The organism is Paraburkholderia fungorum, assembly GCF_902833645.1.
Taxonomy (GTDB): domain Bacteria; phylum Pseudomonadota; class Gammaproteobacteria; order Burkholderiales; family Burkholderiaceae; genus Paraburkholderia; species Paraburkholderia fungorum.
Genome location: NZ_CADFGE010000002.1, coordinates 38,605 through 62,885, shown reverse-complemented (window position 1 = coordinate 62,885; position 24,281 = coordinate 38,605). Strand labels below are relative to the sequence as shown.

At 62.2% G+C, this 24,281-nt stretch carries 21 protein-coding genes; 9 read left to right on the top strand and 12 right to left on the bottom strand.

Features of this window, described 5'->3' with window-relative positions; translation table 11 throughout:
* Window positions 1–14: 14 nt before the first annotated feature.
* Genes HWX91_RS07020 through HWX91_RS07000 form a run of 5 tightly spaced genes read right to left on the bottom strand, consistent with a single transcriptional unit; the run spans window position 15 to window position 6,694 of the window.
* Window positions 15–671, bottom strand: coding sequence for a sarcosine oxidase subunit gamma (locus HWX91_RS07020; RefSeq protein ID WP_028194430.1), 657 nt, complete (start codon window positions 669–671; stop codon window positions 15–17).
* The gene (locus tag HWX91_RS07015) at window positions 661–3,663 is read right to left on the bottom strand and encodes a sarcosine oxidase subunit alpha family protein (RefSeq protein ID WP_028194429.1); all 3,003 of its coding nucleotides are present in this window, start codon (window positions 3,661–3,663) and stop codon (window positions 661–663) included. The genes HWX91_RS07020 and HWX91_RS07015 overlap by 11 nt, the downstream gene beginning before the upstream one ends.
* Window positions 3,660–3,986: a sarcosine oxidase subunit delta gene (locus HWX91_RS07010; RefSeq protein ID WP_028194428.1), complete on the bottom strand. Its 327-nt coding sequence runs from the start codon at window positions 3,984–3,986 to the stop codon at window positions 3,660–3,662. Before HWX91_RS07010 ends, HWX91_RS07015 begins: the two co-directional genes overlap by 4 nt.
* Window positions 3,987–4,008: 22 nt before the next feature.
* Entirely contained in the window at window positions 4,009–5,253 is a 1,245-nt protein-coding gene (locus HWX91_RS07005) for a sarcosine oxidase subunit beta family protein (protein ID WP_028194427.1), read from the bottom strand.
* Window positions 5,254–5,299: 46 nt separating this feature from the next.
* Entirely contained in the window at window positions 5,300–6,694 is a 1,395-nt protein-coding gene (locus HWX91_RS07000) for an L-serine ammonia-lyase (RefSeq protein WP_028194426.1), read from the bottom strand.
* 291 nt (window positions 6,695–6,985) lie between these two features.
* Between HWX91_RS07000 and HWX91_RS06995 the strand changes: the two genes are divergently transcribed.
* Window positions 6,986–8,068 carry a GlxA family transcriptional regulator gene (locus HWX91_RS06995; protein ID WP_028194425.1) on the top strand — a complete coding sequence of 361 codons (1,083 nt, stop codon included), beginning with the start codon at window positions 6,986–6,988 and terminating at the stop codon, window positions 8,066–8,068.
* A 13-nt stretch (window positions 8,069–8,081) separates the two neighbouring features.
* Here HWX91_RS06995 and HWX91_RS06990 read toward each other — a convergent pair whose 3' ends face one another.
* The 4 genes from HWX91_RS06990 to HWX91_RS06975 all read right to left on the bottom strand — a co-directional run bounded on the left by HWX91_RS06990 (window position 8,082) and on the right by HWX91_RS06975 (window position 12,205).
* Entirely contained in the window at window positions 8,082–9,017 is a 936-nt protein-coding gene (locus HWX91_RS06990) for a choline ABC transporter substrate-binding protein (protein ID WP_028194424.1), read from the bottom strand.
* 108 nt (window positions 9,018–9,125) lie between these two features.
* Window positions 9,126–10,124, bottom strand: a complete 999-nt coding sequence (locus tag HWX91_RS06985) for a GlxA family transcriptional regulator (RefSeq protein ID WP_028194423.1) — start codon at window positions 10,122–10,124, stop codon at window positions 9,126–9,128.
* A 7-nt stretch (window positions 10,125–10,131) separates the two neighbouring features.
* A complete protein-coding gene (gene choW, locus HWX91_RS06980) occupies window positions 10,132–11,034 on the bottom strand; it encodes a choline ABC transporter permease subunit (protein ID WP_028194422.1) in 903 nt (300 codons plus the stop codon).
* A complete protein-coding gene (locus HWX91_RS06975) occupies window positions 11,027–12,205 on the bottom strand; it encodes a quaternary amine ABC transporter ATP-binding protein (RefSeq protein WP_028194421.1) in 1,179 nt (392 codons plus the stop codon). The genes choW and HWX91_RS06975 overlap by 8 nt, the downstream gene beginning before the upstream one ends.
* A 494-nt stretch (window positions 12,206–12,699) precedes the next feature.
* Between HWX91_RS06975 and HWX91_RS06970 the strand changes: the two genes are divergently transcribed.
* Window positions 12,700–12,981, top strand: coding sequence for a hypothetical protein (locus tag HWX91_RS06970; RefSeq protein ID WP_028194420.1), 282 nt, complete (start codon window positions 12,700–12,702; stop codon window positions 12,979–12,981).
* 42 nt (window positions 12,982–13,023) lie between these two features.
* Here HWX91_RS06970 and HWX91_RS06965 read toward each other — a convergent pair whose 3' ends face one another.
* Both HWX91_RS06965 and HWX91_RS06960 read right to left on the bottom strand, forming a co-directional pair.
* On the bottom strand, window positions 13,024–14,319 hold the full coding sequence (locus tag HWX91_RS06965) for an MFS transporter (RefSeq protein ID WP_028194419.1): 1,296 nt from the start codon (window positions 14,317–14,319) through the stop codon (window positions 13,024–13,026).
* Window positions 14,320–14,419: 100 nt separating this feature from the next.
* Window positions 14,420–15,514: a tartrate dehydrogenase gene (locus HWX91_RS06960; protein ID WP_028194418.1), complete on the bottom strand. Its 1,095-nt coding sequence runs from the start codon at window positions 15,512–15,514 to the stop codon at window positions 14,420–14,422.
* A 221-nt stretch (window positions 15,515–15,735) separates the two neighbouring features.
* Between HWX91_RS06960 and HWX91_RS06955 the strand changes: the two genes are divergently transcribed.
* Both HWX91_RS06955 and HWX91_RS06950 read left to right on the top strand, forming a co-directional pair.
* Window positions 15,736–16,647, top strand: coding sequence for a LysR family transcriptional regulator (locus tag HWX91_RS06955; protein ID WP_028194417.1), 912 nt, complete (start codon window positions 15,736–15,738; stop codon window positions 16,645–16,647).
* Between the two features lie 476 nt (window positions 16,648–17,123).
* The gene (locus HWX91_RS06950) at window positions 17,124–18,215 is read left to right on the top strand and encodes a porin (RefSeq protein WP_028194416.1); all 1,092 of its coding nucleotides are present in this window, start codon (window positions 17,124–17,126) and stop codon (window positions 18,213–18,215) included.
* A 74-nt stretch (window positions 18,216–18,289) separates the two neighbouring features.
* Here the strand turns inward: HWX91_RS06950 and HWX91_RS06945 are convergent, their stop codons facing one another.
* Entirely contained in the window at window positions 18,290–19,057 is a 768-nt protein-coding gene (locus HWX91_RS06945; protein WP_028194415.1) for a class II aldolase/adducin family protein, read from the bottom strand.
* Window positions 19,058–19,614: 557 nt separating this feature from the next.
* Between HWX91_RS06945 and HWX91_RS06940 the strand changes: the two genes are divergently transcribed.
* The 5 genes from HWX91_RS06940 (at window position 19,615) to HWX91_RS06920 (ending at window position 24,207) form a co-directional block, all read left to right on the top strand.
* On the top strand, window positions 19,615–20,478 hold the full coding sequence (locus HWX91_RS06940; RefSeq protein WP_221306923.1) for a branched-chain amino acid ABC transporter permease: 864 nt from the start codon (window positions 19,615–19,617) through the stop codon (window positions 20,476–20,478).
* Between the two features lie 38 nt (window positions 20,479–20,516).
* On the top strand, window positions 20,517–21,497 hold the full coding sequence (locus tag HWX91_RS06935) for a branched-chain amino acid ABC transporter permease (protein WP_042273880.1): 981 nt from the start codon (window positions 20,517–20,519) through the stop codon (window positions 21,495–21,497).
* A complete protein-coding gene (locus tag HWX91_RS06930) occupies window positions 21,490–22,254 on the top strand; it encodes an ABC transporter ATP-binding protein (protein WP_028194412.1) in 765 nt (254 codons plus the stop codon). Before HWX91_RS06935 ends, HWX91_RS06930 begins: the two co-directional genes overlap by 8 nt.
* A complete protein-coding gene (locus HWX91_RS06925; RefSeq protein WP_028194411.1) occupies window positions 22,241–22,948 on the top strand; it encodes an ABC transporter ATP-binding protein in 708 nt (235 codons plus the stop codon). Before HWX91_RS06930 ends, HWX91_RS06925 begins: the two co-directional genes overlap by 14 nt.
* A gap of 74 nt (window positions 22,949–23,022) precedes the next feature.
* Window positions 23,023–24,207 carry an ABC transporter substrate-binding protein gene (locus HWX91_RS06920; protein ID WP_052660623.1) on the top strand — a complete coding sequence of 395 codons (1,185 nt, stop codon included), beginning with the start codon at window positions 23,023–23,025 and terminating at the stop codon, window positions 24,205–24,207.
* Window positions 24,208–24,281 lie beyond the last annotated feature (74 nt).

The following is a 24,281-nucleotide window of genomic DNA, read 5'->3' as shown; positions in this document are numbered from 1 at the left end:
CCGTTCGCCGCCTGTCACGACATGAGCGGCTCAGCCGCGTCGAGCATCATCTTGACGAAATAGTCCGCGAAGCTGCGGCGCACAACGATGTCGAAGCTGTCGGCGCCGGTGGGCAAAAGCGTCATCGATGCCTTGAAATAGTGGCTCTGCGCGCACTGTCCGACACCGAATAGTTTCGGATGCAGATCGAGCGGACAACCGCGCGCCAGCACTTCACGCGAACGCGTGCCGCTGATTTCGAGCACCGTATAGCCGCTGCCGATATCCACCGCCGACGCGAACACGCCCGCGAATGCCGCGCCGAGCTTCGCGAGCAAAGGCGCGGGACGGGTCGCGTCGTGCGCCGTCGCCGACCGCACCAGCCACTCGTCCGGGCCGAGCCACAGCATGTCGTAGCCATTCCCGCGCGCCAGGGTGTTCGCCTTCTCGGGCGGCCGGCAGCCGAGCACGCTTTCCACCGCGCTCACGAACGCCGCGTCGCGCGTGTCGCCGCGCACGTTCACCAGCTCCAGGAACGGCCGCTCGTTCAGGCGGAACGCAGCCGACGCCGTCGCCTGATGCTTCTTCAGCAGCGCATCCACCCCCACCAGCGGCGACTCCTGCCACACGCCCGTTTGTTCGCCGACAGCGCGGTTCACCGCCGCCACCGTCCCTCTTGTTTCATTCCACATGTTGACGTGCTCCTTCGCTGTCGTAGAACACCGAGCTGGTGATTCTGGCCGCAATCTGCTTGCCGCTCGCGAGCGGAATCGTGACCGTTTCGCCCATCTTGTCGAGACCGCCTTTCACCACGGCCATGGCAATCGAGCGTTTCAGGATCGGGCTGTAGTAGCTCGACGTGACATGGCCGAGCATCGGCGCGGTATCGCCCTGGAACGGACCGGCGACGATCTGCGAGCCTTCGGGGATCACAAACGAGGGGTCGTCCGGAAGCAGCCCGACCAGTTGCTTGCGCCCCGCCTTCGCGGTGTCCGTCCGCGTCAACGAACGCTTGCCGAGAAAGTCTTTCGACTTCGCGACCAGCCCACCCATCCCCACGTCATACGGCGTCATCGAACCGTCCGTATCCTGGCCCACGATGATGTAGCCCTTCTCCGCACGCAGCACGTGCATGGTTTCCGTGCCATACGGCGTGATGTCGAACTCCGCGCCGGCGGCCATCAGCGCTTCCCACACCGCGCGGCCCACGTTCGCGGGGACGTTCACTTCATAAGCCAGCTCGCCGGAGAAACTGATCCGCATGACGCGCGACGCCGCGCCCGCCACGGTACCTTCGCGATAGCTCATGAACGGAAAGGCCGCGTTCGCGAAGTCGATGTCCTGACACACCTTCTGCAAGACCTTGCGGCTGTTCGGACCGACCACGGCAAACGTCGCCCAGTGGTCCGTTACGGAAGCGAGCCGCACGCGCATGTCCGGCCACTCGGTTTGCAGCCAGCGTTCGAGCCACGTGAGCACGCGTGCCGCGCCGCCGGTGGTGGTGGTCATCATGTAGTGCTGGTCGGCGAGTCGCACGGTCACGCCGTCGTCGAAAATCATGCCGTTTTCGTCGAGCATCAGACCATAGCGGCACTTGCCGACCTCCAGCTTGCTCCACGGATTCGTATAGACCCAGTTCAGCAATTTCGCCGAGTCGGGCCCCTGAATGTCGATCTTGCCGAGCGTCGAGGCGTCGAGAATCCCCACGCTCGTGCGCACCGCCAGCGATTCGCGCGCCACGGCGGCATGCATGTCCTCACCCGGTTTCGGGAAGTACCACGGGCGCTTCCAGTTGCCGACGTCCTCGAACGCCGCACCGTTCTCCACGTGCCATTCGTGCACTGCCGTCTTGCGTACCGGATCGAGAAACTCACCCAATTCGCGGCCGGCAAATGTGCCGAACGTCACCGGCGTGTAGTTGGGACGGAACGTTGTCGTGCCGGTTTCGGGAATGGTCTTGCCGAGCGCCTGCGCGAGAATCGCCATGCCGTTGATATTGCCGAGCTTGCCCTGATCGGTGCCGAAGCCCATGGCCGTGTAGCGCTTCACGTGTTCGACCGATTCGAAGCCTTCGCGCGCAGCCAGAAAAATATCGGCTGCCGACACGTCGTTCTGGAAATCGACGAACTGCTTCGGTCCGCGCGTTGCGAGCTCGCGGCCGCCGACGAGCCACAGCGGTTGCATCTTCGCTTCGGTAATCTCGGCGATCTGCAACGGATTCGGCCGCGCAACGATATGACCCGCCGCCCGCGCAGCCTCGACACCCGCGTCGACGGCAAAGCGGATGCCCTGTGCCAGCGTAAAGTCGCCCGCGCATGCACCGACGCTCGTCTCCGCCTGCATCGCCTTGCCCGGCACGAAGCAGGCCTTGTCGTCATGCCAGTGCGCCTTGCCGCCGGACTGGGCGAACAGGTGCAGCACCGGGCTCCAGCCACCGGACATCGCCAGCAGATCGCAAGGCAAATCGCCCTGCTTCGCGCCTACCTGTCCGTTCGAATACGACGCCACCTCGACCGAGGCGACCCGCAGCTTGCCGTGCGCCGCGGTCACGGCCACACCGTTCATCACCTTGACGCCGTAGCGGCGCGCGAGCGCGGGCAACGAGCCCTTCGATTCACCCGGGCGCGGATCGACGACCGTCACCTGAGCGCCGGCTGATTTCAGATCGAGCGCGCATTGATAACCGTCGTCGTTGTTCGTGAACACGACGGCATTGCGGCCCGGCAGTACCGCATAGCGATGCAGGTACGTCGACACCGCCGAGGCCAGCATCACGCCCGGCAGATCGTTGTTGCCGAACACGATCGGCCGCTCATGCGCGCCCGTCGCGAGAATCACGCGTTTCGCGCGAATCTTCCACATCAGTTCGCGCGTGCCCTTTCTCTGCGACACCGGCAGATGTTCCGTGAGCCGCTGCGTGACGGTGATGAGGTTATGGTCCTGGTAACCGAACGCCGTGCTGCGGCACAGAATCTTCACGTCGGGCATCTGCCGCAGTTCGTCCTCGATCTTGTGGACCCATTGCAGCGCCGGCTTGCCGTCGATCTCCGCGCGGCACGACAGCAGCGAGCCGCCGAGCTCCGGCTGATCGTCGACGAGCGTCACGCGCGCGCCGGACAATGCCGCCGCATGCGCGGCCGCCAGACCCGTCGGGCCGCCGCCGACCACCAGCACGTCGCAATGCGCAAAGCACTTGTCGTATCGATCCGCATCGGTTTGCTCGGGCGCCTTGCCGAGGCCGGCCGCATCGCGGATCACCTCTTCGTATTTCGGCCAGAATTTGCGCGGCCACATGAAGGTCTTGTAGTAGAAGCCCGCCGGAATGAAGCGAGCGAACTTCTGGTTGATCGCCATGCGGTCTTTCTCGATGCTCGGCTTCGCGTTCACGCTGGTCGCGACGAGTCCCTGATACAGCTCCACTTCGGTTGCGCGCGCGTTCGGCACCGTGTAAGCACCGGTTTCGAGCTGCACGATCGCATTCGGCTCTTCCACACCCGCCGTCACGATGCCGCGCGGCCGGTGATACTTCCAGCTGCGCGCCACGAAGTGCTCACCGTTCGCGAGCAGCGCGGAGGCGAGCGTGTCGCCCTGGTAGCCCTGGTATTTGCGCCCGTTGAACGTGAAGCTCAGGACGATCGCGCGGTTGATACGGCCGCCGCTGGGGAGTCGGTCTTTCTGGCTCATGGTGCCTTACCCTCGTTTGTCTTGCCTTGTGCGTTTGCCTCATTGGCGTCCAGCGTGAGCAGCGGACGCTCGAAGGTCTCATAGCCCTGAATCTCGTAGCTCACCGTGTCGCGCTGCGCCTTGAACCAGCGGCGGCATCCTTGCGTGTGCATCCATTGCTCGCGATGCACGCCGCGCGGGTTCTTGCGCATGAACAGGTAGTCGCCCCATTCCTTGTCGGTGAGTTTTTCCGTATCGAGCGGACGGGCGATATCCGCTTCGCCGCCGCAGGAAAATTCGGTTTCGGCGCGCGGCCCGCACCATGGGCATTCGATCAGCAGCATCTGGTTTTCCTCGGCGTGAGCGTTAGTGGGCAACAGCGGCAGCGCCGTGTTCGTCGATCAGGTGGCCGGTGTAGAAGCGGTCCAGCGAGAACGGCGCATTCAGCGGATGCGGTTCATCTTTCGCGATCGTGTGCGCATAGGCCCAACCCGACCCTGGTGTCGCCTTGAATCCGCCCGTACCCCAGCCGCAATTGAAATAAAGCCCCTTGACGTCGGTCTTGCTGATGATCGGGCATGCATCCGGCGACACGTCCACGATGCCGCCCCACTGGCGGTTCATCCGCACGCGCGAGAACACCGGGAACATTTCGACGATCGCTTCGAGCGTGCCTTCGATAATCTGGAAACTGCCGCGTTGACCGAAGCCCGTGTACTGATCGACACCCGCACCGATCACCAGATCGCCCTTGTCGGACTGACTGATGTACGCATGCACCGCGTTCGACATCACCACCGTATTGACGACCGGCTTGATCGGCTCCGACACCAGCGCCTGCAACGGATGGCTCTCCAGCGGCAAGCGGATGCCGGCCATGTCGGCGAGCGTGGACGTATTGCCTGCCGCCACCACGGCGACCTTCTTTGCCTTGATGAAGCCCTTGGTGGTATCCACACCGACCACCTGGCTGCCGTCGCGGCGAATTCCCGTGACCTGACAGTTCTGCACGATGTCGACACCATGCTGATCCGCTCCGCGTGCAAACCCCCAAGCCACCGCGTCATGCCGGGCCACACCGCCGCGCCGCTGGATCGACGCTCCGAGCACCGGGTACCGGCTATTCAGATTGATGGTCGGCTCGATTTCCTTGATCTGCTCCGGCGTGAGGAACTCGGCGTCCACACCGTTCAGCCGGTTTGCGTTCACTCGCCGTTCCGTGTCGCGCACGTCCTGCAGCGTATGCGCAAGGTTCATCACGCCGCGCTGGCTGAACATCACGTTGTAGTTGAGGTCTTGCGACAGCCCCTCCCACAGCTTCATCGCCTTCTCGTAGAGCGCGGCCGATTCGTCCCACAGGTAGTTCGAGCGCACGATCGTCGTGTTGCGCGCGGTATTGCCGCCGCCGATCCAGCCTTTCTCCAGCACGGCGATATTGCGCACGCCGTGCTCTTTCGCGAGGTAATAGGCAGTGGCGAGACCGTGCCCGCCGCCGCCGACGATCACGACGTCATACTCGCGCCTGGGCTCCGGGCTCTTCCACTGACGCTCCCAGTTCTCGTGATACGACATCCCGTTGCGCAACAGGCTGAATATCGAATAGCGGCTCATCGTTGGTCCTTTGGGTCCTGTTGTTACTCTTTGCTTCCTGATCCGTTCAACACTCGATGACGTTCACGGCAAGACCGCCGCGCGACGTCTCCTTGTATTTGGTCTTCATGTCCGCGCCGGTTTCGCGCATGGTCTTGATCACGTTGTCGAGCGACACGTAGTGCTGGCCGTCGCCCTTCATCGCCATGCGCGCGGCGTTCAGCGCCTTGATCGCGCCCATGGCGTTGCGCTCAATGCAGGGAATCTGCACGAGGCCGCCAACCGGGTCGCAGGTCATGCCGAGGTTGTGTTCCATGCCGATTTCGGCGGCGTTTTCCACCTGGGTCGGCGTGCCGCCCATCACGGCGGCGAGCGCGGCAGCGGCCATCGAACAGGCCACGCCGACCTCGCCCTGGCAGCCCACTTCAGCGCCCGAGATCGACGCGGTTTCCTTGTAGATGATGCCGATCGCGGCTGCCGTCAGCAGGAAGGTGACGATGCCTTCGTCGTTCGATGCATGCATGAACTTCACGTAGTAATGCAGTACCGCGGGAATCACGCCGGCCGCGCCGTTGGTCGGCGCCGTGACGACGCGGCCGCCCGCCGCGTTTTCTTCGTTCACGGCCATCGCGTAGAGATTGACCCAGTCGAGCATCGACAGCGGATCGCGCAACGACTCTTCCGAGCGCGAACGCAGTTGCGCGCACAAGTCGGCGGCGCGGCGCTTCACGTGCATCGGGCCCGGCAGTTCGCCACGCACCTTGCAGCCACGTTCGACGCAAGCCGACATCACGCGCCAGATCGTCAACAAGCCTTCCCGCAACTCCTGTTCGGAGCGTGACGCGCATTCGTTGCGCAGCGTCACCTCCGCGATCGACAAACCGGTTTCGCGGCACACGCGCATCAGATCGTCGCCGGTGCGAAACGGATACGGCACGTCCGCGCCGGCGCGCAGGCCGTTGACGCGGTCGCCTTCGCGATTGATCACGAAGCCGCCGCCGATCGAGTAATACTCTTTCTCCACCAGCAGTTGGCCGTTTTCGTCGAAAGCCTGAAAACGCATGCCGTTCGGATGCACGACGCTCGAACCCGGCGCACCCGGCATCAGCTTGCGGAAGAAGCCCAGTTGTTCGCGCTCGTCGAATTTGACCGGGTGCTTGCCGAGCAGCATCAGTTGCTTCGTTTCGCGAATCGCTTGCAGGCGCGGCTCGATTACGTCCGGGTCGATCAGATCGGGCAGATTGCCTTCGAGGCCGAGCAGCACCGCCTTGTCCGTGCCGTGCCCCTTGCCCGTCGCGCCAAGCGAGCCGAACAGTTCGACCTTGACGCGGCGCACGAAGCCAAGCAGATTGGCGTCCTCGATGTGCGAAGCGAAGCGGCACGCAGCGATCATCGGCCCGACGGTGTGCGAGCTGGAGGGACCGATGCCGATCTTGAACAGATCGAAAACGCTGACGTTCATGGTGTGCCTTGTACGTTGCGATACCAGATTTAGCGGGGTTGCCGGTTTGGCTTCAACTAGCCGCTATTGCACCGCACGTCAAATTGGACCGATAGAATAAAAACGGCATGACAGTGGGATAGTGACGTCAAGCGGAGCGCCGGTCACGCGCAGCGGCGCATTTGCGATGACTTCTGACGCATTTTCGACAGGCGCCGGACTTGCGGTTCGCGATGCTCGGAACAACGCTGAATGGGCCGCTATCCCCGGTGCTATGCTTGATTCAACTCTTTTCTTTTGCTGGCTGCATGCATGAATTCCGCTGAACCGCGTCCCCTTCAATCGATCGACGGCTCCTCGAAGCAGCGCATCCGCTTCGGCATCATCCTGCTGCCGAACTTCACGCTGACGGCGTTCTCCGGGTTCGTCGACCTGTTGCGCCTGTCCGCGGACGAAGGCGACTTCAGCAAACCCGTGCGCTGTTCGTGGAGCGTGATAGGGGAAACCCTCGCCCCCGTCCGTGCGAGTTGCGGGATCCAGATCACGCCGTGGGAAACCTTCGACAAGGCCGAGCCGTTCGATTACGTCGTGGTGGTGGGCGGCCTGCTGCATTCCGGGCCGGCCGCGAACGACGCAACGCTCGCCTTCATCCGCCGCGCCGCCGCTACCGACGCAACCCTGGTCGGCATGTGCACGGGCGTGTTTTCGCTGATGCGCGCGGGCGTGCTGGACGGCCATCGCATCTGCGTGAGCTGGTTTCACTACTGGGATTTCATCGAACGCTTTCCGGCGGTCAATGAAGAGACGCTGGTGGCGGACAGGCTGTTCGTGATCGACCGCCGGCGCATCACGTGTTCGGGTGGACGCGCGTCGATCGACGTGGCGGCGGCGATCCTGCTGCGCCACTTTGAAACGGCCACGGTACAGAAGGCACTGCGCATTCTGCTGGTCGACGATATGCAGAAAGGTAATGCACCACAGCCGCATCCACCAGGTCTTGCACCCGCGGCGCATCCGAAGGTGAAGCGCGCGATTCTGCTGATGGAACAGCACGTGGGCCGCTCGCTGTCGCTCGACGAACTGGCGCGCAAGCTCGATCTGTCACCGCGTCAGCTTGAGCGGCTCTTCAAGGCGGAAACCGGCAAGGCGCCGCAGGCCTACGCGAAGCAGGTACGCTTGCGCACCGCCGCGTGGCTGCTGACGAGTTCGGATAAGACGGTCGCGGACATTGCCTCCAGTTGCGGCTTTTCCGATGCCTCGCATCTGGGCCGCGAGTTCCGCAAGCAGTTCGGCCTGCCGCCGATGATGTACCGCGAGCAACGCGGCACGGCGGCGGAAGCGGATGACGGCTCGGGCTACGACGAGACTTTTCCGGGGCGGGCCCAGGCGATCTAGGCCCGAGTCCCTCTTACTGCCCTGCGACGTACGCCTTCACCGCCGGCAAGCCGTCCTTGCCATCGAACGTCTTCACGCCCGCAAGCCACTTGTCGAGCACGCCCGGATTCGCCTTCAGCCAATCCCTGGCCGCCTTGTTCGGATCGGTCTTGTTCATGATCGGCAGCATCACGTGGTTCTCGATGTCGGTCGTGAAGTGCAGGTTCGACACGAGTTTCGCGACGTTCGGGCAACGCGTCGAGTAATCGGTCGGCACGACCGTCATCACTTTGGCTTCGCCGTAGTTCGGCCCGAACACGTCGTCGCCGCCGGACAGATAATCGATCTTCATCTGCACGTTCATCGGATGCGGTTCCCAGCCGAGAAACACGATCGGCTTCTTATCGCGAATCGCGCGATTCACTTCGACCAGCATGCCCGCCTCGCTCGACTCCACCAGCTTGAACTTGCCAAGGCCGAACTGGTTGCTGTCGATCATCTTCTTGATCAGCGCATTGCCGTCGTTGCCTGGTTCGATCCCGTAGATCTTGCCGTCGAGCTTGTCGTAGTTCTTCGCAATGTCGGCAAAGCTCTTGATGCCCGCCTGATACGCGTAATCAGGCACCGCCAGCGTGTATTTCGCGCCGGTCAGGTTCGGCGTGGACAGCACGGTGAGCTGACCGGCCTTCCTGAACGGATCGATGATCGGATCCATGGTCGGCGACCAGTAACCGAGAAACACGTCGATCTGCTTGCTCTTCACGCCCGCAAAGGTGATCGGCACCGAGGCGATGGTTTTGGTCGGCTTGTAGCCGAGGCCTTCGAGCACCGTCGAAGCGAGACCGGTGGTTGCCGCAATATCGGTCCAGCCGACGTCGGCGAACCGGACGTCCCGGCAGGTGGCAGGTTCCACGGCAAAGACAGACGACACCGACAGCGCGCACAACGACGCAGCCCACAAACGTTTCATGGCGTTCCCTCAGGGTGATTGAAGCTAGACTGGTTTTATCAAGTGGATTTTCCAGGCGCGATGAATCGCGCCGACTTACTCGAAGCCAACTCTTTTACGTCAACCCGGTCACGCCGACAGCCGCCGCTCGACGCTTGGCGCGTGCCCAAACTGCGCGCGATAGGCCTTGCTGAAATGGCACGGCGAATGAAAGCCGCACACGGCCGTTACGCGTGCAATCGAAGCGTCCGTGTTGCGCAGCAGCTCGCGCGCCCGGCGCAAGCGCAAAGTCAGGTAGTAGTGCGTCGGCGATACGCTCAGGAACATCTTGAACATGCGCTGCAAATGACGTTGCGACAATTGCACGAGCCGCGCAAGCTCATCGAGCGATAACGGTTCTTCGATGTTCGCCTCCATCAGGCGCACGACTTCGATCAATTCCGCCCGCGAGAAACCCACCCGCGCATCGACCGGGATATGCTGATAGTCGGTCGAACCGCGAATCCGTTCGACGATGAACTGCTCGGACACCTGCGCCGCGACCGCATGGCCGAGGCGCATGCCCACCAGGTTCAACATCAGGTCGAGCGGCGCGGTGCCGCCCGTGCACGTCAGCCGGTCGCGGTCGATCACGAACAGCTCATCGGCGAAACGCACGTGCGGGTAGCTTTTGTGCAACGGCGACATATCTTCCCAATGCACGGTACAGCGATAACCGTCGAGCAGGTTCGCGGCCAGCAGCGCGTAGGGCCCGGTGCACAGTCCGCCCAGCGGAATCCCTTGCGACGCAACGTCCTGCAGCAACGCGATCACCGTCTCGTTCACGTAATCGCGCACATGCCAGCCGGCGCAGACGATCAGCACGTCCGGCATACCCGCTTCAGCGAGCGTCGTGGTCGGCCTCACGGTGATGCCGTTGCTCGCTCGAGCCGGCTCGCCGTCCGGTGTAATCACCGACCATCTGTAGTGCTGCGCGCGGCCGACATAATTGGCCATGCGCAGCACTTCGACCGCGCTCGTGAACGCGATCATCGAAAAGTTCGGCAGCGTCAGAAAACCAAAGTGCGCGAGCCCGGACAACGGCGAATCGGTTGAGGCCTCGACAGTAGGAATCGCGTCGCGCTTCATAGGCGGCTCAGCTGTGCTGCGCCGTCGGCGCGCGGCGCACCTTCATGACGCTGCGCAGGCCCGACAGCAGCGGCGCCCGCGCCGTGCCCGGCGAGCGGCCGAAACTTTCGGTAATGCGGTCGAGAATGATCGCCAGCATCACCACCGAGAGACCGCTTTCGAAGCCAAGACCTATATCGAGCCGCTGAATACTCGCCAGCACGTCGTTGCCGAGACCGCCCGCGCCCACCATCGAGGCGATGATCACCATCGAGAGCGCCATCATGATGGTCTGGTTCACACCCGTCATGATCGACGGCAGCGCGTTCGGAAACTGCACCTTGTAGAGCAATTGCCAAGGCGTACAGCCGAACGCCTCGCCAGCTTCGACGATTTCGCGATTCACATGCTTGATGCCGAGCGACGTGAGACGCACAGCCGGCGGCATGGCGAAAATGACGGTGGAGAGAATCCCTGGCACGCGGCCAAGACCGAACAGCATCGCCGCCGGAATCAGGTAGACGAACGCGGGCATGGTCTGCATCAGATCGAGCACGGGTCGCACGATCATCTCGACGGTGCGGCTCTTCGCGGTCCAGATGCCGAGCGGCACGCCGAACAGCAGGCTGATCAGGGTCGACGAAAGCGTGAGGCCGAGGGTAATCACCATCTGGTCCCAGAAGCCGGTGCCATAGATCAGCAACATTGCCAGCAGCGTGAACAGCGCGAAACGCCAGCCAACCCGCCACAAACCGATTCCGACGAAAAACGCCATCAGAGCCCACATCGGCACGGCTTGCAGACCGTGCTCGATCAGCGCGGCAAAACTTTCGATAACCTTGCCGATCGAATCGAAGGTTTTCGCGTCGTGGTCGAGCAGGTAGTGAACGCCGTGATCGACCCAGGCGCCAAGTGGAATGACTTCAGACATGGGAACCTCGATGGCGCGTGAGAACGTGCAGCACGTTCGTCTTGTTGATCGAACCGCAGTAGGAGCCGTCCGCTTCGACGACCGGCAGCGGTGCGCGGCTCGCCACCACGCGTTCGACGACGTCGTCCAGAGGCGTGGTACGGCGGATGCACTCGATGTGATTGAGTTGCGGTGACGCACTGCCCATTGCATCGCGGCACACGAAGCCGCGAATCTTGCGCTCGGCGTCGAGCACGAACGCGTAGTCGGCGCTGCCGTTGAGCGTCGCGGCCACGCTCGAGGCGTCGATCTGCGGCGAATGCTGCATGAGCGGCACCGCGTCTGTCTGCATCAGGTCGCCGGCCGTCAGATAGCGGCTGGTGTCGATGCCTTCGAAGAACGCGCGCACGTAGTCGTCGGCGGGATTGGTGATGATTTCCTGCGGCGTGCCGATCTGCACCACCTTGCCGCCTTCCATGATCGCGATCCGGGTGCCGATGCGCATCGCCTCTTCCAGATCGTGCGAGACGAACAGGATCGTGCGTTGCTGCTCGCGTTGCAGATCGAGCAGCACGTTCTGCATTTCCTTGCGCTTGAGCGGATCGAGTGCGGAGAACGCTTCGTCCATGATCATCAGCGACGGATTGACGGCCAGCGCCCGCGCCAGACCCACGCGCTGCTGCATGCCGCCGGACAATTGGGCCGGCAGCTTTTCCGCGAACGGTGCGAGGCCGACCTGTTCAAGCACGGCCATGGCGCGCTTCTCGCGCTCCTTCTTGCCCACGCCCGCCACTTCCAGTCCGAACGCCGCATTGGACAGAACCGTGCGCTGCGGCATCAACGCGAAGGACTGGAACACCATGCTCATGTCCTTGCGGCGCAACGCCGTGAGTTCCCGGCGCGGCACGCTCACCACGTCGCGGCCGTCGATCAGCACCTTGCCGGCCGACGGGTCGACGAGCCGATTGATCAGGCGAATCAGCGTCGACTTGCCGGAGCCGGACAGCCCCATCAGGACGAAGATCTCGCCTTCCTTGACTTCGAACGATACGTTGTGGACACCGACTATCTGACCGGTGCGCGCGAACACTTCTTCTTTCGTCGCGCCGCCTGCCAGCATGCCGATCGCCTGTTTCGGGTTAGTGCCGAACACCTTGCACAGCCCTTCGACCACGACCTTGGGGGAATTCATTGAATGCTCTCCGTGCGTGGCGGACGTCCGTCCGCGCTGTGCATACATAGTTGCCAGAAAAAAGTACGCCTAGCCGACTATTTGCGACAACCACATGTGGAAATACGACACCGCGGCCGCGCGGGTTCCGGCCGGCGGCGGCCAAAACCCGGCTGGACAAGGGTTTGCGGGGTATGGAGGGGGCTCGCCGTGCGTGTCGCGCCAGAGCAAGTCGGGGCGGTCCGGCGAAAAAACTCCTGAACCGGAGAAGCGGCGGGCGGACTTGCGGCGGTGCAGCAAGCGCACCGGTGCCCAGCGGGCATGGTAGCGCACCCGCGAATGGCGTGAACGACAGGGGTGGGATGGGGATTGAGGCTGACGGCGTACCGTCTTCGAAATGACGAAAAAGGTCCTTCGCCTCCCCTAAGGAGAAGTTAAGGAAAACTGCTTATTGTGTAGACATGCGCTGGCCGGAAATGGCCGGTGCGGCACCCTCACCCAATTGGAGAACCGTCATGAAAGCACTCAAACACGTCATGCTCATCGCTTCGTTCATCGCGATCCCGACCCTGTCGTTCGCCCAACAAATGAACACACCCACGAACGGCGCCACACCCGCACCCACGGTTTCGCTGCACGACACGCAGAACAATCAGCCGGGCACGCAAAATCAGCAGCCATCGCACAAGATGTCGGGCTACGGCGACAGCTCGGGTTACGGCGCACCTGCGACAAGCTTTTCACAATCGTCAACGATGCATTTCGCGGGCAAGAACTCGCGCCTGTTCAATCATTGAATACGCGCGATGACGGGCTGCGTTTGCCGCCCGCGAGCGAGGTCATTGCGGCGCCGGCGCTGCCCGATAGCCTCGCCGGCCAACGGCGAGAGCAAGTATGGCGGATACCGCAAGACTTGCCGCCACCACGTAGAGTCCGGCAGCATATCCCCCAGTCAGACTCTTCAGCCAGCCAATCGCAAATGGGCCGACAAAGCCGCCGAGGTTGCCGATCGAATTGATCATGGCAATACCGGCCGCCGCGCCGGCGCCCGATAGGAAGGTACTCGGCATGGCCCATAACGGCGCCTTCGCCGCACTAATGCCCACGTTCACGACGATCAGCGCAAGCACCACCGCGACGACCGTGTCCGCAAAGCCAGCCCATGCGAGCCCGACGCCTGCCGCGACGCATGGGATCACCACGTGCCACGTGCGCTCTCCCGTGCGATCGGAGTGGCGTGCCCACATCACCATGCCGAGCACGGCGAGCACGCTGGGAATCGCATTCAATGCGCCCGTGCCGAGCGCGCTGAAGCCGAATTGACGAATGATCAGCGGCGCCCATAAGCCGAGCGTATAAAGACCCGCGGACGTGCCGAAGTAAATCATCGACATGATCCACACACGCGGGTCGCGTAAGGCGGCGAGCGCGCCCGCTGCGTGGCCTGCTTGCGACTCACGTCCCGCGCGCTCGTCACGCAAGGTTGAGATCAGCCACGCTTTCTCATCCGCGGCGAGCCATGCCGCTTTCTCCGGCGAATCGGTGAGCGCTTTCAACACGGTGAAACCGAGAATGACAGCGGGAATCGCTTCGATGATGAACAGCCATTGCCAGTCTTTCAATCCGAACAGCGCCGGCATCTGCATGATGGCGCCTGAGATGGGCGAACCGATTGCCGTCGACAAAGGCGCGGCCGCCATGAACGCCGCGGCCGCGACTGCACGTTGACGCGCGGGAAACCACTGGCTGAGATAGAGAATGATGCCGGGAAAGAAACCCGCTTCCGCGACCCCGAGCAAAAAACGCAGCACGTAGAACGAGTTCGGCCCAACGACAAACGCGGATGCCGCCGACACCAGCCCCCACGTCACCATCACGCGCGCAATCCAGATACGCGCACCGACCTTGTTCAGAATGAGGTTCGACGGCACCTCGAACAGGAAGTAGCCAAGAAAGAAGATGCCGCCGCCAAGTCCGAACATGGTCGGCGAAAGGCCCAGGTCCTTATTCATCGTGAGCGCGGCGAAACCGACGTTCACACGATCGAGAAAGCTGACGAAGTAAAGCAGCATGACGAACGGCAAAATGCGCCACGTCAGCTTGCGAACCACGCGGGCTTGCAATTCATTGGCCATGCGAGTCTCCATTCTTTGAACCGCCCGTGACGTGTGCGTCCGGGCGGTATGTTCTTTTGAAATGCGTGCGTTGCGTGTTGCGTGTTGCGGGGTTCCGGATTCAGGCTGCCTTGAACTGCGCCGCCGGTTCCTCTGCGAGAATTGCGCAGACGGCATCGGTCACCTGCACGGTCGTCGCCGTGCCGCCAAGGTCGCCCGTGTGCAACGCCGGATCAGCGGTGATGCGTTCGATCGCGCTCATCAATTGCTGCGCGGCGGCCACCTCGCCCAGGTGCTCGAGCATCATCACCACCGACCAGAACGTGCCGACCGGATTGGCGAGACCCTTGCCCATGATGTCGAAAGCGGAGCCGTGAATCGGTTCGAACATCGACGGATAGCGCCGCTCGGGGTCCAGATTCGCGGTCGGCGCAATGCCGAGGCTGCCGGCCAGCGCTGCGGCCAGATCGCTAAGAATGTCCGCGTGAAGATTGGTCGCGACGATCGTATCGAGCGTTGCGGGACGGTTGACCATGCGCGCGGTGGCGGCGTCGACGAGTTCCTTGTCCCATTTGACGTCGGGAAATTCTTTTGAGACTTCGAGCGCGATCTCGTCCCACATCACCATCGCGTGACGTTGCGCATTGCTCTTGGTAATCACCGTCAACAGCTTGCGCGGCCGCGACTGAGCGAGGCGGAATGCGAATCGCAGAATGCGCTCGACACCCGCGCGGGTCATCATCGACACATCCGTTGCCACTTCGATCGGATGGCCCTGATGCGCGCGTCCACCTACGCCGGAGTACTCGCCCTCCGAGTTCTCGCGAACGATCACCCAGTCGAGATCCTTCGGCCCGCAGCGCTTTAACGGTGCGTCGATACCGGCAAGGATGCGGGTGGGACGCACGTTCGCGTACTGATCGAAGCCCTGGCAGATTTTCAGGCGCAGTCCCCACAGCGTCACGTGATCGGGAATATGCGGGTCGCCCGCCGAGCCAAACAGAATGGCGTCCTTGTTGCGGATAGCGTCGAGCCCGTCGGCCGGCATCATCACGCCATGTTCGCGGTAGAAGTCGCCGCCCCAGCCGAAGTTCTCGAACTCGAACCGGAAGGCGTCGCTTCGCGCGGCGATCGCTTCGAGAACGCGTTGGCCTGCCGGCACGACTTCCTTGCCGATGCCGTCGCCGGGGATGGTTGCGATGCGGTAGGTCTTCATGGGCGTCTCCTGGATGTTGAATGGTTGACCGCAATCCTAGAACGAGGACCGCTCGTGAAAACGCTGCTAAACTCAAAGCATCCTTAACCTGAAGTTAACAATGGGTTCTGATCGGAGATGCTCGCCGGCCTGCACATGGCCCCACTGACCGATCTGCTCATGGGCCCGCTTCTTAGCCCACTCCTCAGCCCGCGCATTGGCCCGTCGATTGCCCAACCAAGATGACCTCAGCGATACACCCGGACGACCTCGCCTTCTTCTCCACGCTCGCCGCAAGCGGCAGCCTGACCGCCGCTGCGCGTGAACTGGGTTTGAGCACCGCGGCCGTGAGCAAGCATCTGGCGCAAATGGAATCGCGTGCGGGGGTGTCGCTAGTCACCCGCACAACGCGGCGCATGAGTCTCACGCCGGAGGGCGAACTTTATCTGACCCGCGCACGGCGCATCCTGAGTGAAATGGACGACCTGGCCCAATTGCTCGGCGGTTCGCAGGCCGCGCCGAAAGGTTTGCTGCGCGTGAACGCGACCCTCGGCTTTGGCCGTAGTCACGTGGCGCCATTGATTTCGCGGTTCGTGCGGCGCTTTCCCGAAGTGGACGTGCAACTGCAACTCTCCGTCGACCCACCGCCGATCAGCGACGATGCGTTCGACGTGTGCGTGCGTTTCGGCGAACCGCCGGATGCTCGCGTGATTGCTCGGCGGGTCGCGTCCAACCGGCGGCTGCTTTGCGCATCGCCGGCGTATTTCGCTAAACGGCGTACGCCACGCAGCCCGGCGGAGTTATCGCAACACAACTGCATCGGCATTCGTCAGGGCGACGACGGCTATGGGCTATGGCGCCTAACCAGCGGACGCGGTTCAGCCGAAAAAACCGAGACGGTTCGCGTGCGAGGCAACCTCACCACCAATGACGGCGAGATCGCGGTGAAGTGGGCGCTGGACGGCCACGGCATTCTGATGCGGGCGGAATGGGATATCGCGGAGTATCTCGCCGATGGCCGCCTGATCCACGTCCTGCCGGAATACCGCACACCGGGCGCCGATATTTACGCGGTGTATCCGCAACAATTGCAAATGACCGCGCGGGTCAAGGCATTCGTCGACATGCTGATCGAGGCGCTCGGCACGCGCTGAATCGACTCCCAGATAGTTCTGCAATGCAGAACATCCACGTCACGCGGATAGGTGGCAATTCAAACCGGATAATTCCCGCAATCTCCTTGTATTACATAGCCTTACGGTGCAAATCAAGCGCACTGAAAACGCCAGGTGTTTTCCCTATTCTGGCCTGCATTGCAGTCCAATCGAGCGATTTCCCCCGTTGACACAGAACGAACGGTCGTGCCAAATTGCGCCTGCATCCTGTGCGCAAGCACGCGACCAATGAACTCATAGCCGCGCCGAGCCACCCCACAGATCAGGAGACAAGCCAGCAGGCAACCGGACTCGAAGTACGCTCCAGCAGACCCATTCTTTTGCAATCCTTAGCAGGTTGCGAAGGTCTTTCGTCGCCCATTGAAATCGCATCGCGCAACAGATCGCCAGAACCTTGCAGCACACGCATTACTTCGCCAGTTCACTCGATTCCAATAAACACGGAGACACGAAGCATGCAGGCAAGTTATCGCAATCGGCTTGGAACCATTCTTGGATTAGTCGGCGCATGCGCACTAGGCGCCGCCCAAAACGCCCATGCGCAAAGCAGCGTCACGCTGTACGGTATCGTCGACGGCTCCCTGCTCTACACCAGCAAAACACTCAACCCGGCAACCGGCCAGAGCGCCGGGCATCAGTACTCGTTTACCGACAGCGGCCTGTCGGGTTCGCGCTTCGGCATGCGTGGCGCGGAGGATCTCGGCGGCAGCGTGCGCGCGATCTTCGAACTCGAAAGCGGTATCAGCATCGCCAACGGCTCGCTCAGCAATTCGAACGGCAACGAATTCGGCCGTCAGGCGTGGGTCGGCATCGATAGCCGCTACGGTACAGTCAAGGCCGGTTTGCAGTTCTCGCCTTTCTTCCTCGCGGTGTACGACTTCGATCCGCGCGAGATGTCGTACTTCGGCAGCGGTCTCGTCACCTACCTCAACAACGTCTATGTGACCGGGCTGTTCAACCCGAACGGCATTTCGTACACGTCGCCGGAAATCGCCGGTCTGCAAGCCAGCGCGATGATGGCGCTTGGTGGCACAGCCGGGGATTTTCAGGCGGGGCGCCAGTACTCGGCGAGCCTGCGTTATCACCTCGGCTCGCTGACCGTCGATGCCGCGCTTTACAGCGGCAACGCCGGCGGAAGCGCGGCATCGATCGCCATTCCGAGCGTGGTCGAATTCGACGGCCGCGCAATCGGCGCCAGCTACGTATTCAACAACCTGACCGTGAAGGCGTCCTACGTGCAGTACAAGGTGGCGGGGTCGTTCAACGATCGCGTCTATTCAGGCGGCGCCAGCTATCGCTTCACCCCCGCGCTGACCGTCGATGCGGGCGTGTGGGTCACGCGCGACGGCAACAACTCGTCGAACAATTCGATACTCGCGTCCACCGGGCTCGATTATTCGTTGTCGAAGGCTACCGTGGTGTATGGACAAGCGGGCTTCGTCACCAACCATGGCGCGATGCATACGGGCTTGTCCGTCAACAACGCGTTGAACGAAGCGACCGGCACAACCGCCGGTGTGAGCCTCGGTATCCGGCACATGTTCTAGTCGCAGGTGCGCAACGCGAGAGGCCGGCGTGCCGCGCGAAGCAGTGCGCCGGACGAATCATGCGGAGCGACGCGCTACAGATCGTAGCCGGGATTGCGCCGTGTCAGACGCCGCAGCAGGCCGGGCCACACCAGATCGGCGCCCTTGCCTTTGCTGACTTGACGCGCCTGCTCACCCATCGTTTCGATAATCGATTGCGGCACTTCGATCAGCTTGCCGCCGGCTTGCGCGAGGATCTGGATACGACATGACGTTTCGAACAGATACATCGCCTGAAATGCTTCGGCGACAGTGCGTCCACAGGTCAGTAGTCCGTGATTGCGCAGCATCATGTAATTGGCCTCACCGAGATCGGCGACCAACCTCGCCTTCTCCGCATCGCGCAGCGCGACGCCTTCATAGTCGTGATAGGCGAGATTCGTCAGCACGAAGCCGGATTGCTGCGACAACGGCAGCAAGCCGGCCTCTTGCGCTGCGACCGCGACGCCGTGCGCCGTATGTGTGTGCAGCACGCAGTTCACGTTAGGCCGCGCTTCGTGCACGGCGCTATGAATCACGAAGCCGGCAGGATTCACGTCGAACGGAGTCGGCATCACGGGCTGCCCCTCGTGGTCCACCTTGACCAGACTCGATGCCGTGATTTCCTCGAAGAACAGGCCGTACGGGTTAATCAGAAACTCATGCTCGCGGCCTGGTACACGTGCCGAAATATGCGTGAACACCAGGTCGTCCCAACCGAACAACGCCACCAGCCGGTAGGCTGCGGCGAGTTCGACACGGACCTGCCACTCTTCTGGCGACACCATCTGACGAACGCTGGGGATATCAAGTGCGGAATTCATGGAGACACCTTGAGCCAGGCGATGAGCATCATGTTGACGGCCGCTTTGTGAAGCATTCGCGCGCGGATGTGGGAGCGCGTTAGCGGTGATTCATTTCTGCATTGCAGAATACTGGTGCGCACAAAGTGAAGTCAAGCCGACTTCGCTTTTCACCAACGCTGCTTCTGAGCGCAGCGGATGAATTTTCTATCTATGCCGAATACAGTAACGGCGCGGCTCCCGGGCGATGCTCACGGCTTCGTCAAACGCACTGGCTCAGTGCATACGCCATCTAAGTGACTTCCCTAATAATCTGCATTGCAGAACAATCAAATGGAAAAACCTATTGACGGAAAGCGAACGCCCGTGCCAAATTTCTCTCGCGCAGCCTTTGCAACTGACGCCGATGCGCGCGTGTTTCAAACCGTTCACGAGCGTCGACAAACGTCGATCACGGCCGCCGGATTCGGGCAGCGGCTGTTGTCCCGTCCGTAGTCAGGCGTGTGGCGATGCCTCCCTGGAAACCAGGGGAAGCACTGCACCGCGCGCCTTCCGTTGGAGGGTGTAAAAGCGTGGATATGTTTTTGCAGCAGGTTCTCAACGGGTTGACGCTGGGCGGCATCTACAGCCTCGTCGCGCTCGGACTCACACTGGTCTACGGCATTCTCGCGGTGCCGAACTTCGCCCACGGCGCGTTCTACATGGTCGGCGCGTTCGTCTCGTTCTACCTGATGAGCAGGCTCGGCTTGAACTACTGGCTTGCCATGATCGGCTCCGGCCTCGCGGTCGCCGTGCTCGCGATCCTCGCTGAACGACTAGTGTTCAATCCGCTGCGCAAATCGTCCGAATTGCATCCGATGATCGCCGCGATCGGCCTTCTGCTGTTTCTCGAAGCCGGCGCGCAAGCGATCTGGGGCGCGGATTTTCATCGCATGGCTACGCCCTACGCCGGAATCGTCGACCTCGGCGGCGTGACCGCACCGTTGCAGCGCCTCCTGATCATCGGCGCGGCGTTCGCATTGGTGGTGCTGCTGCAACTCTTCCTCAGATACACGGTGATCGGCTCGAGCATCATCGCGATGGCGCAGGACCGCGAAGGCGCCTCGCTGATGGGCATCGACGCCAACAAAGTGACGATGCTGACCTTCGGCATCTCGGGCCTGCTCGCCGCCGTGGCGGCCACGCTGTACGCGCCGATCAACCTCGTCTATCCGGCGATGGGCCAACTGGTGATCCTGAAGGCCTTCGTCATCATCATTCTCGGTGGCATGGGCAGCGTGCCGGGCGCGATCGCGGGCGGCCTGATCATCGGCATGGCCGAGAGCTTCGGCGCGTTCTACATTTCGACCGACTACAAGGACATCATCGCCTTCGCGCTGCTGGTGGTGATTCTGTCGGTTCGTCCTCAAGGACTGTTCACCAGGGAACTGCGCGCATCGTGAAATCAGTCATAAAAATAGTCGAGGGCAAGCGTGGATGGATGCTGTTGTTCGTGCTGGGCCTCGTGTTCCCGTTTCTGGCCAGCAACGACTACATGCTCACGGTGATGTCCACCGCCTACGTCTTCGCGCTGGCCACCGTCGGGCTGAATCTGATTACCGGCTATACGGGACAGTTCAATCTCGCGCACGGCAGCTTCATGGCGGTGGGCGCATACACGGTGGGTATTCTGACGGTCGATCATCAGGTGCCGTTCTGGCTCGCATTTATTGCCTCGGGTGTGGTTGTCGCGATACTGGGCGCGCTGGTCGGTCTCGTGTCGTTGCGTCTGCGTGGCCATTACTTTTCCATTTTCACGCTGTGCGTCGGCTACATCATGTTTCTTGTGATCGAGAAATGGGACGCTCTCACGCATGGTGTCTCGGACATCGTCGGCATTCCGGCGCCGTCGGGCTTCGGCATCGTGTCGTTTGAGAACCCGCTGCCGCTCTATTACCTGGTGTTTGCGTTTCTCGTGCTTGGTGTATGGCTGATGCATCGCATCGTCAATTCGCTGCTCGGCCGGACCTTCATGGCGATCCGCAATAGCGACGGCCTCGCGCAATCGCTCGGCATCAACCTGATGCGCAACAAGGTGCTGGCCTTCGTGCTCTCGGTCGTCTATGCCGGGTTCGCGGGCGGTCTCTATGCGGGCGCCGTGCGCTTTCTCGGCCCGGATCTGGCCGGCGTCGAGCACACCTTCGACATGACCATGTACATGCTGGTAGGCGGTATCGGCACCCTCGCCGGGCCGCTGCTCGGCGCGCTCGCCATACCATGGCTCACACAGTATCTGCAGTTCCTGCAGGCGTACCGCTTCGTCGTGTTCGGGCCGATCCTGATTCTGCTCGTGATCTTTCTCCCGAACGGGATCGTCGGTTTGTATATCGCAAGAAAAAACCGGCGTGCGAAATCGGCTTCGCCGAAGAACGGCATGGCCGCACGTCAAGCGCAACGCGCGCGCGGAGACCGCCATGCTTGAAATCCACTCGCTCAGCAAACGCTTCGGCGGCCTCGTCGCAGTGGACGACGTCAGCACGCATATCGAAGCCGGCAAGATCAACGCGATCATCGGGCCGAACGGCGCGGGCAAAACCACCTTCTTCAATCTGATCAGCGGCACTCATCTGCCGAGTTCAGGGCGCATCCTCTTCAAAGGCCAGGATGTAACAAAGCTGGGCGCCGACCGGATGGCGCGCCTCGGTGTCGCGCGCACCTTTCAATCGACCGCGCTGTTCGATCGAGCCAGCGTGCTCGACAACCTGATCGTCGGTCACCGGCTGCGGACGCGCTCGGGGCTATGGGACGTACTGACTCATTCGGCGCGGCTCAAGCAGGAAGAACGCATCTGCCGCGACAAGGCGCGCGAGGCGCTGGACTTCGTCGGCTTGTCGGCGATCGCGGAACGGATGGCGGGCGACATCTCGCAGGAAGAGCGCAAACGCGCGGCCGTGGCACTCGCGCTTGCCACTGAACCGAGCCTGATGCTGCTCGATGAACCGGCGGGCGGCGTCAATCCCGAAGAGACCGAAGGGCTTGCCGAACTGATCCGCAAGCTGGTGAAACACGGCGTGACGGTGTGCCTTGTGGAGCACAAGATGAATATGATCATGAAGCTCGCCGAGCGCATCATGGTGCTGAACTACGGCAAGAAAATCGCCGAGGGCACGCCCGCCGAAATTCGCGCGACCCCGGCCGTGATCGACGCCTACCTGGGGAGCGAGCATGCTGAAGTTTGACAACGTCTCGCTCGATTACGGCAGCTTCCGCGCACTGGACGGCATCAATCTGCACGCGAACGACGGTGAACTGGTGGTGCTGCTTGGCGCAAACGGCGCGGGCAAGAGTTCGATCTTCCTCGCCACGAGCGGCCTGCGGCGCGCCGCGAGCGGCAGTCTGCGCCTGGGCACGCGCGAGTTGCTCGGCATGACGCCCGCGCAGATCGTGAAGAACGGCGTGATTCAATGTCCCGAAGGCCGCAAGCTGTTCCCGGGTATGTCGGTACTGAAGAATCTCACGCTCGGCGCCTACGTGCATCGCGGCGACAAAGCCGGCAATCAGCGCAATCTGGACCAGGTGTTCGCACTCTTCCCGCTGCTCGCCGAACGCAAGGACCATGCGGCGGGTTCGCTATCAGGGGGCCAGCAACAGATGGTGGCGATCGGCCGCGCGATGATGGCGCGGCCCAAGGTGCTGTTGCTCGACGAACCGTCACTCGGTCTCGCACCGCTGGTGGTCAAACAGGTATTCGAGGTCATCCAGCAGATCAATCGCGCGGGCACGACTGTGCTGCTCGCCGAACAGAACGCATTCGCGGCACTGAAAATCGCGCACCGTGCGTACGTGATCGAGAACGGCCGCATCGTGCTGGAAGGCGATCACGCGAGTCTGATGAATAACGAAGCGATCCGGCGCGCTTACGTCGGCGGCTGAACGAAATTGACGCACGGCCTGGCGCATGAAGATCATGCACCGGGGCGATGCGAATAATCCCAAAGGAGACACGTATGACGATCAAACGCTTGTACGCACGGGCGGGCCTGTGCGCGGCTGTCGCGACGACTGCGCTATTGGGCACGGGCGCCGCAATGGCGCAACAGGTGGTCCATATCGGCTACTCGGGCCCGTTGAGCGGCGGCGCGGCGAAGTACGGTCAGGAAGTGCTCGACGGAATGCAGATGGCGGCGGCCGATGTCAATCAGGCCGGCATCGAAGTGGCCGGCAAGAAGATCAAGTTCGAAATCGTGCCGCTCGACGACAAGTACAACCCCGCCGAAACCGCGATCAATGCGCGGCGTCTCGCGCAGGAGCAGCAGGCCGCGGTCGTGCTCGTGCCGCATTCGGGTGGCGGCTTCGCCGTGCAGACCAGCAACGAGCAGCAGAAACTACTGCTGCTCTCCTACACCAGCGTGCCGCAGATCAGCGAGCGCGGCAACAAACTCACCGTACGTATTCCGCCCGCGTTCACGTCGTATCTGAACTCGTTCGTCAAGTACGAAATGGCGACGTACGGCAAGAAAGTGGCGCTTGCGGCCACCGATACCGATTACGGCAAGGTCTGGGTTGCCGCATTCAAACCCGCATGGGAGGCGGCCGGCGGCACGGTCGTCGCGGACAATGCAATGTCGTATAACCGCGCCACCGATTTCTATAGCGGCGTAAGCCGCGTGCTGGCGGCCAAACCGGACGTGATGTTTATCGGCGGCCCATCCGAGCCGACCGGGCTGATTGCACAGCAGGCGCGCGAATTGGGCTTCAAGGGCGGCTTTATCGTGATGGACCAGGCCAAGCTCGACGAAGTAGCCAAGGTCACGGGCGGCTATGCGCCGCTGAACGGCGCGATCGGGGTACTGCCCTTGGCCAGCGACGAAACGCCGAACGCCAAAGCGTTTGTGGAACGCTTCCGCAAGAGCCACGGCGGCCGCGATCCGAGCCAGGAGGTCTCGCTGAATTACACCGCGGTATACGCAACGGCCCTTGCAATGAAGTTGGCCGGCACGGTCAGCGACGCGACCGCGATCCGCAATCAGTTCGACAAGGCCGTGAAAGCGCTGCCGCCGCAGGCCAATCCGAACAGTGTGAGCGGGGTCGACGAACGCGGCGGCTTTGTGCTCGGCAATCCGCTGGCGGCGGTGGTTCAGGGCGGACAGTTGAAGTCGGCGGGATTGAGTTCGTTGGCCGCGGCGAAGTGATGACGCGATAGGAACGGAGAAGGATTCAGGAAAGGCGCCGTGATTTCCACGGCGCCTTGAATTTTAGAAACCTC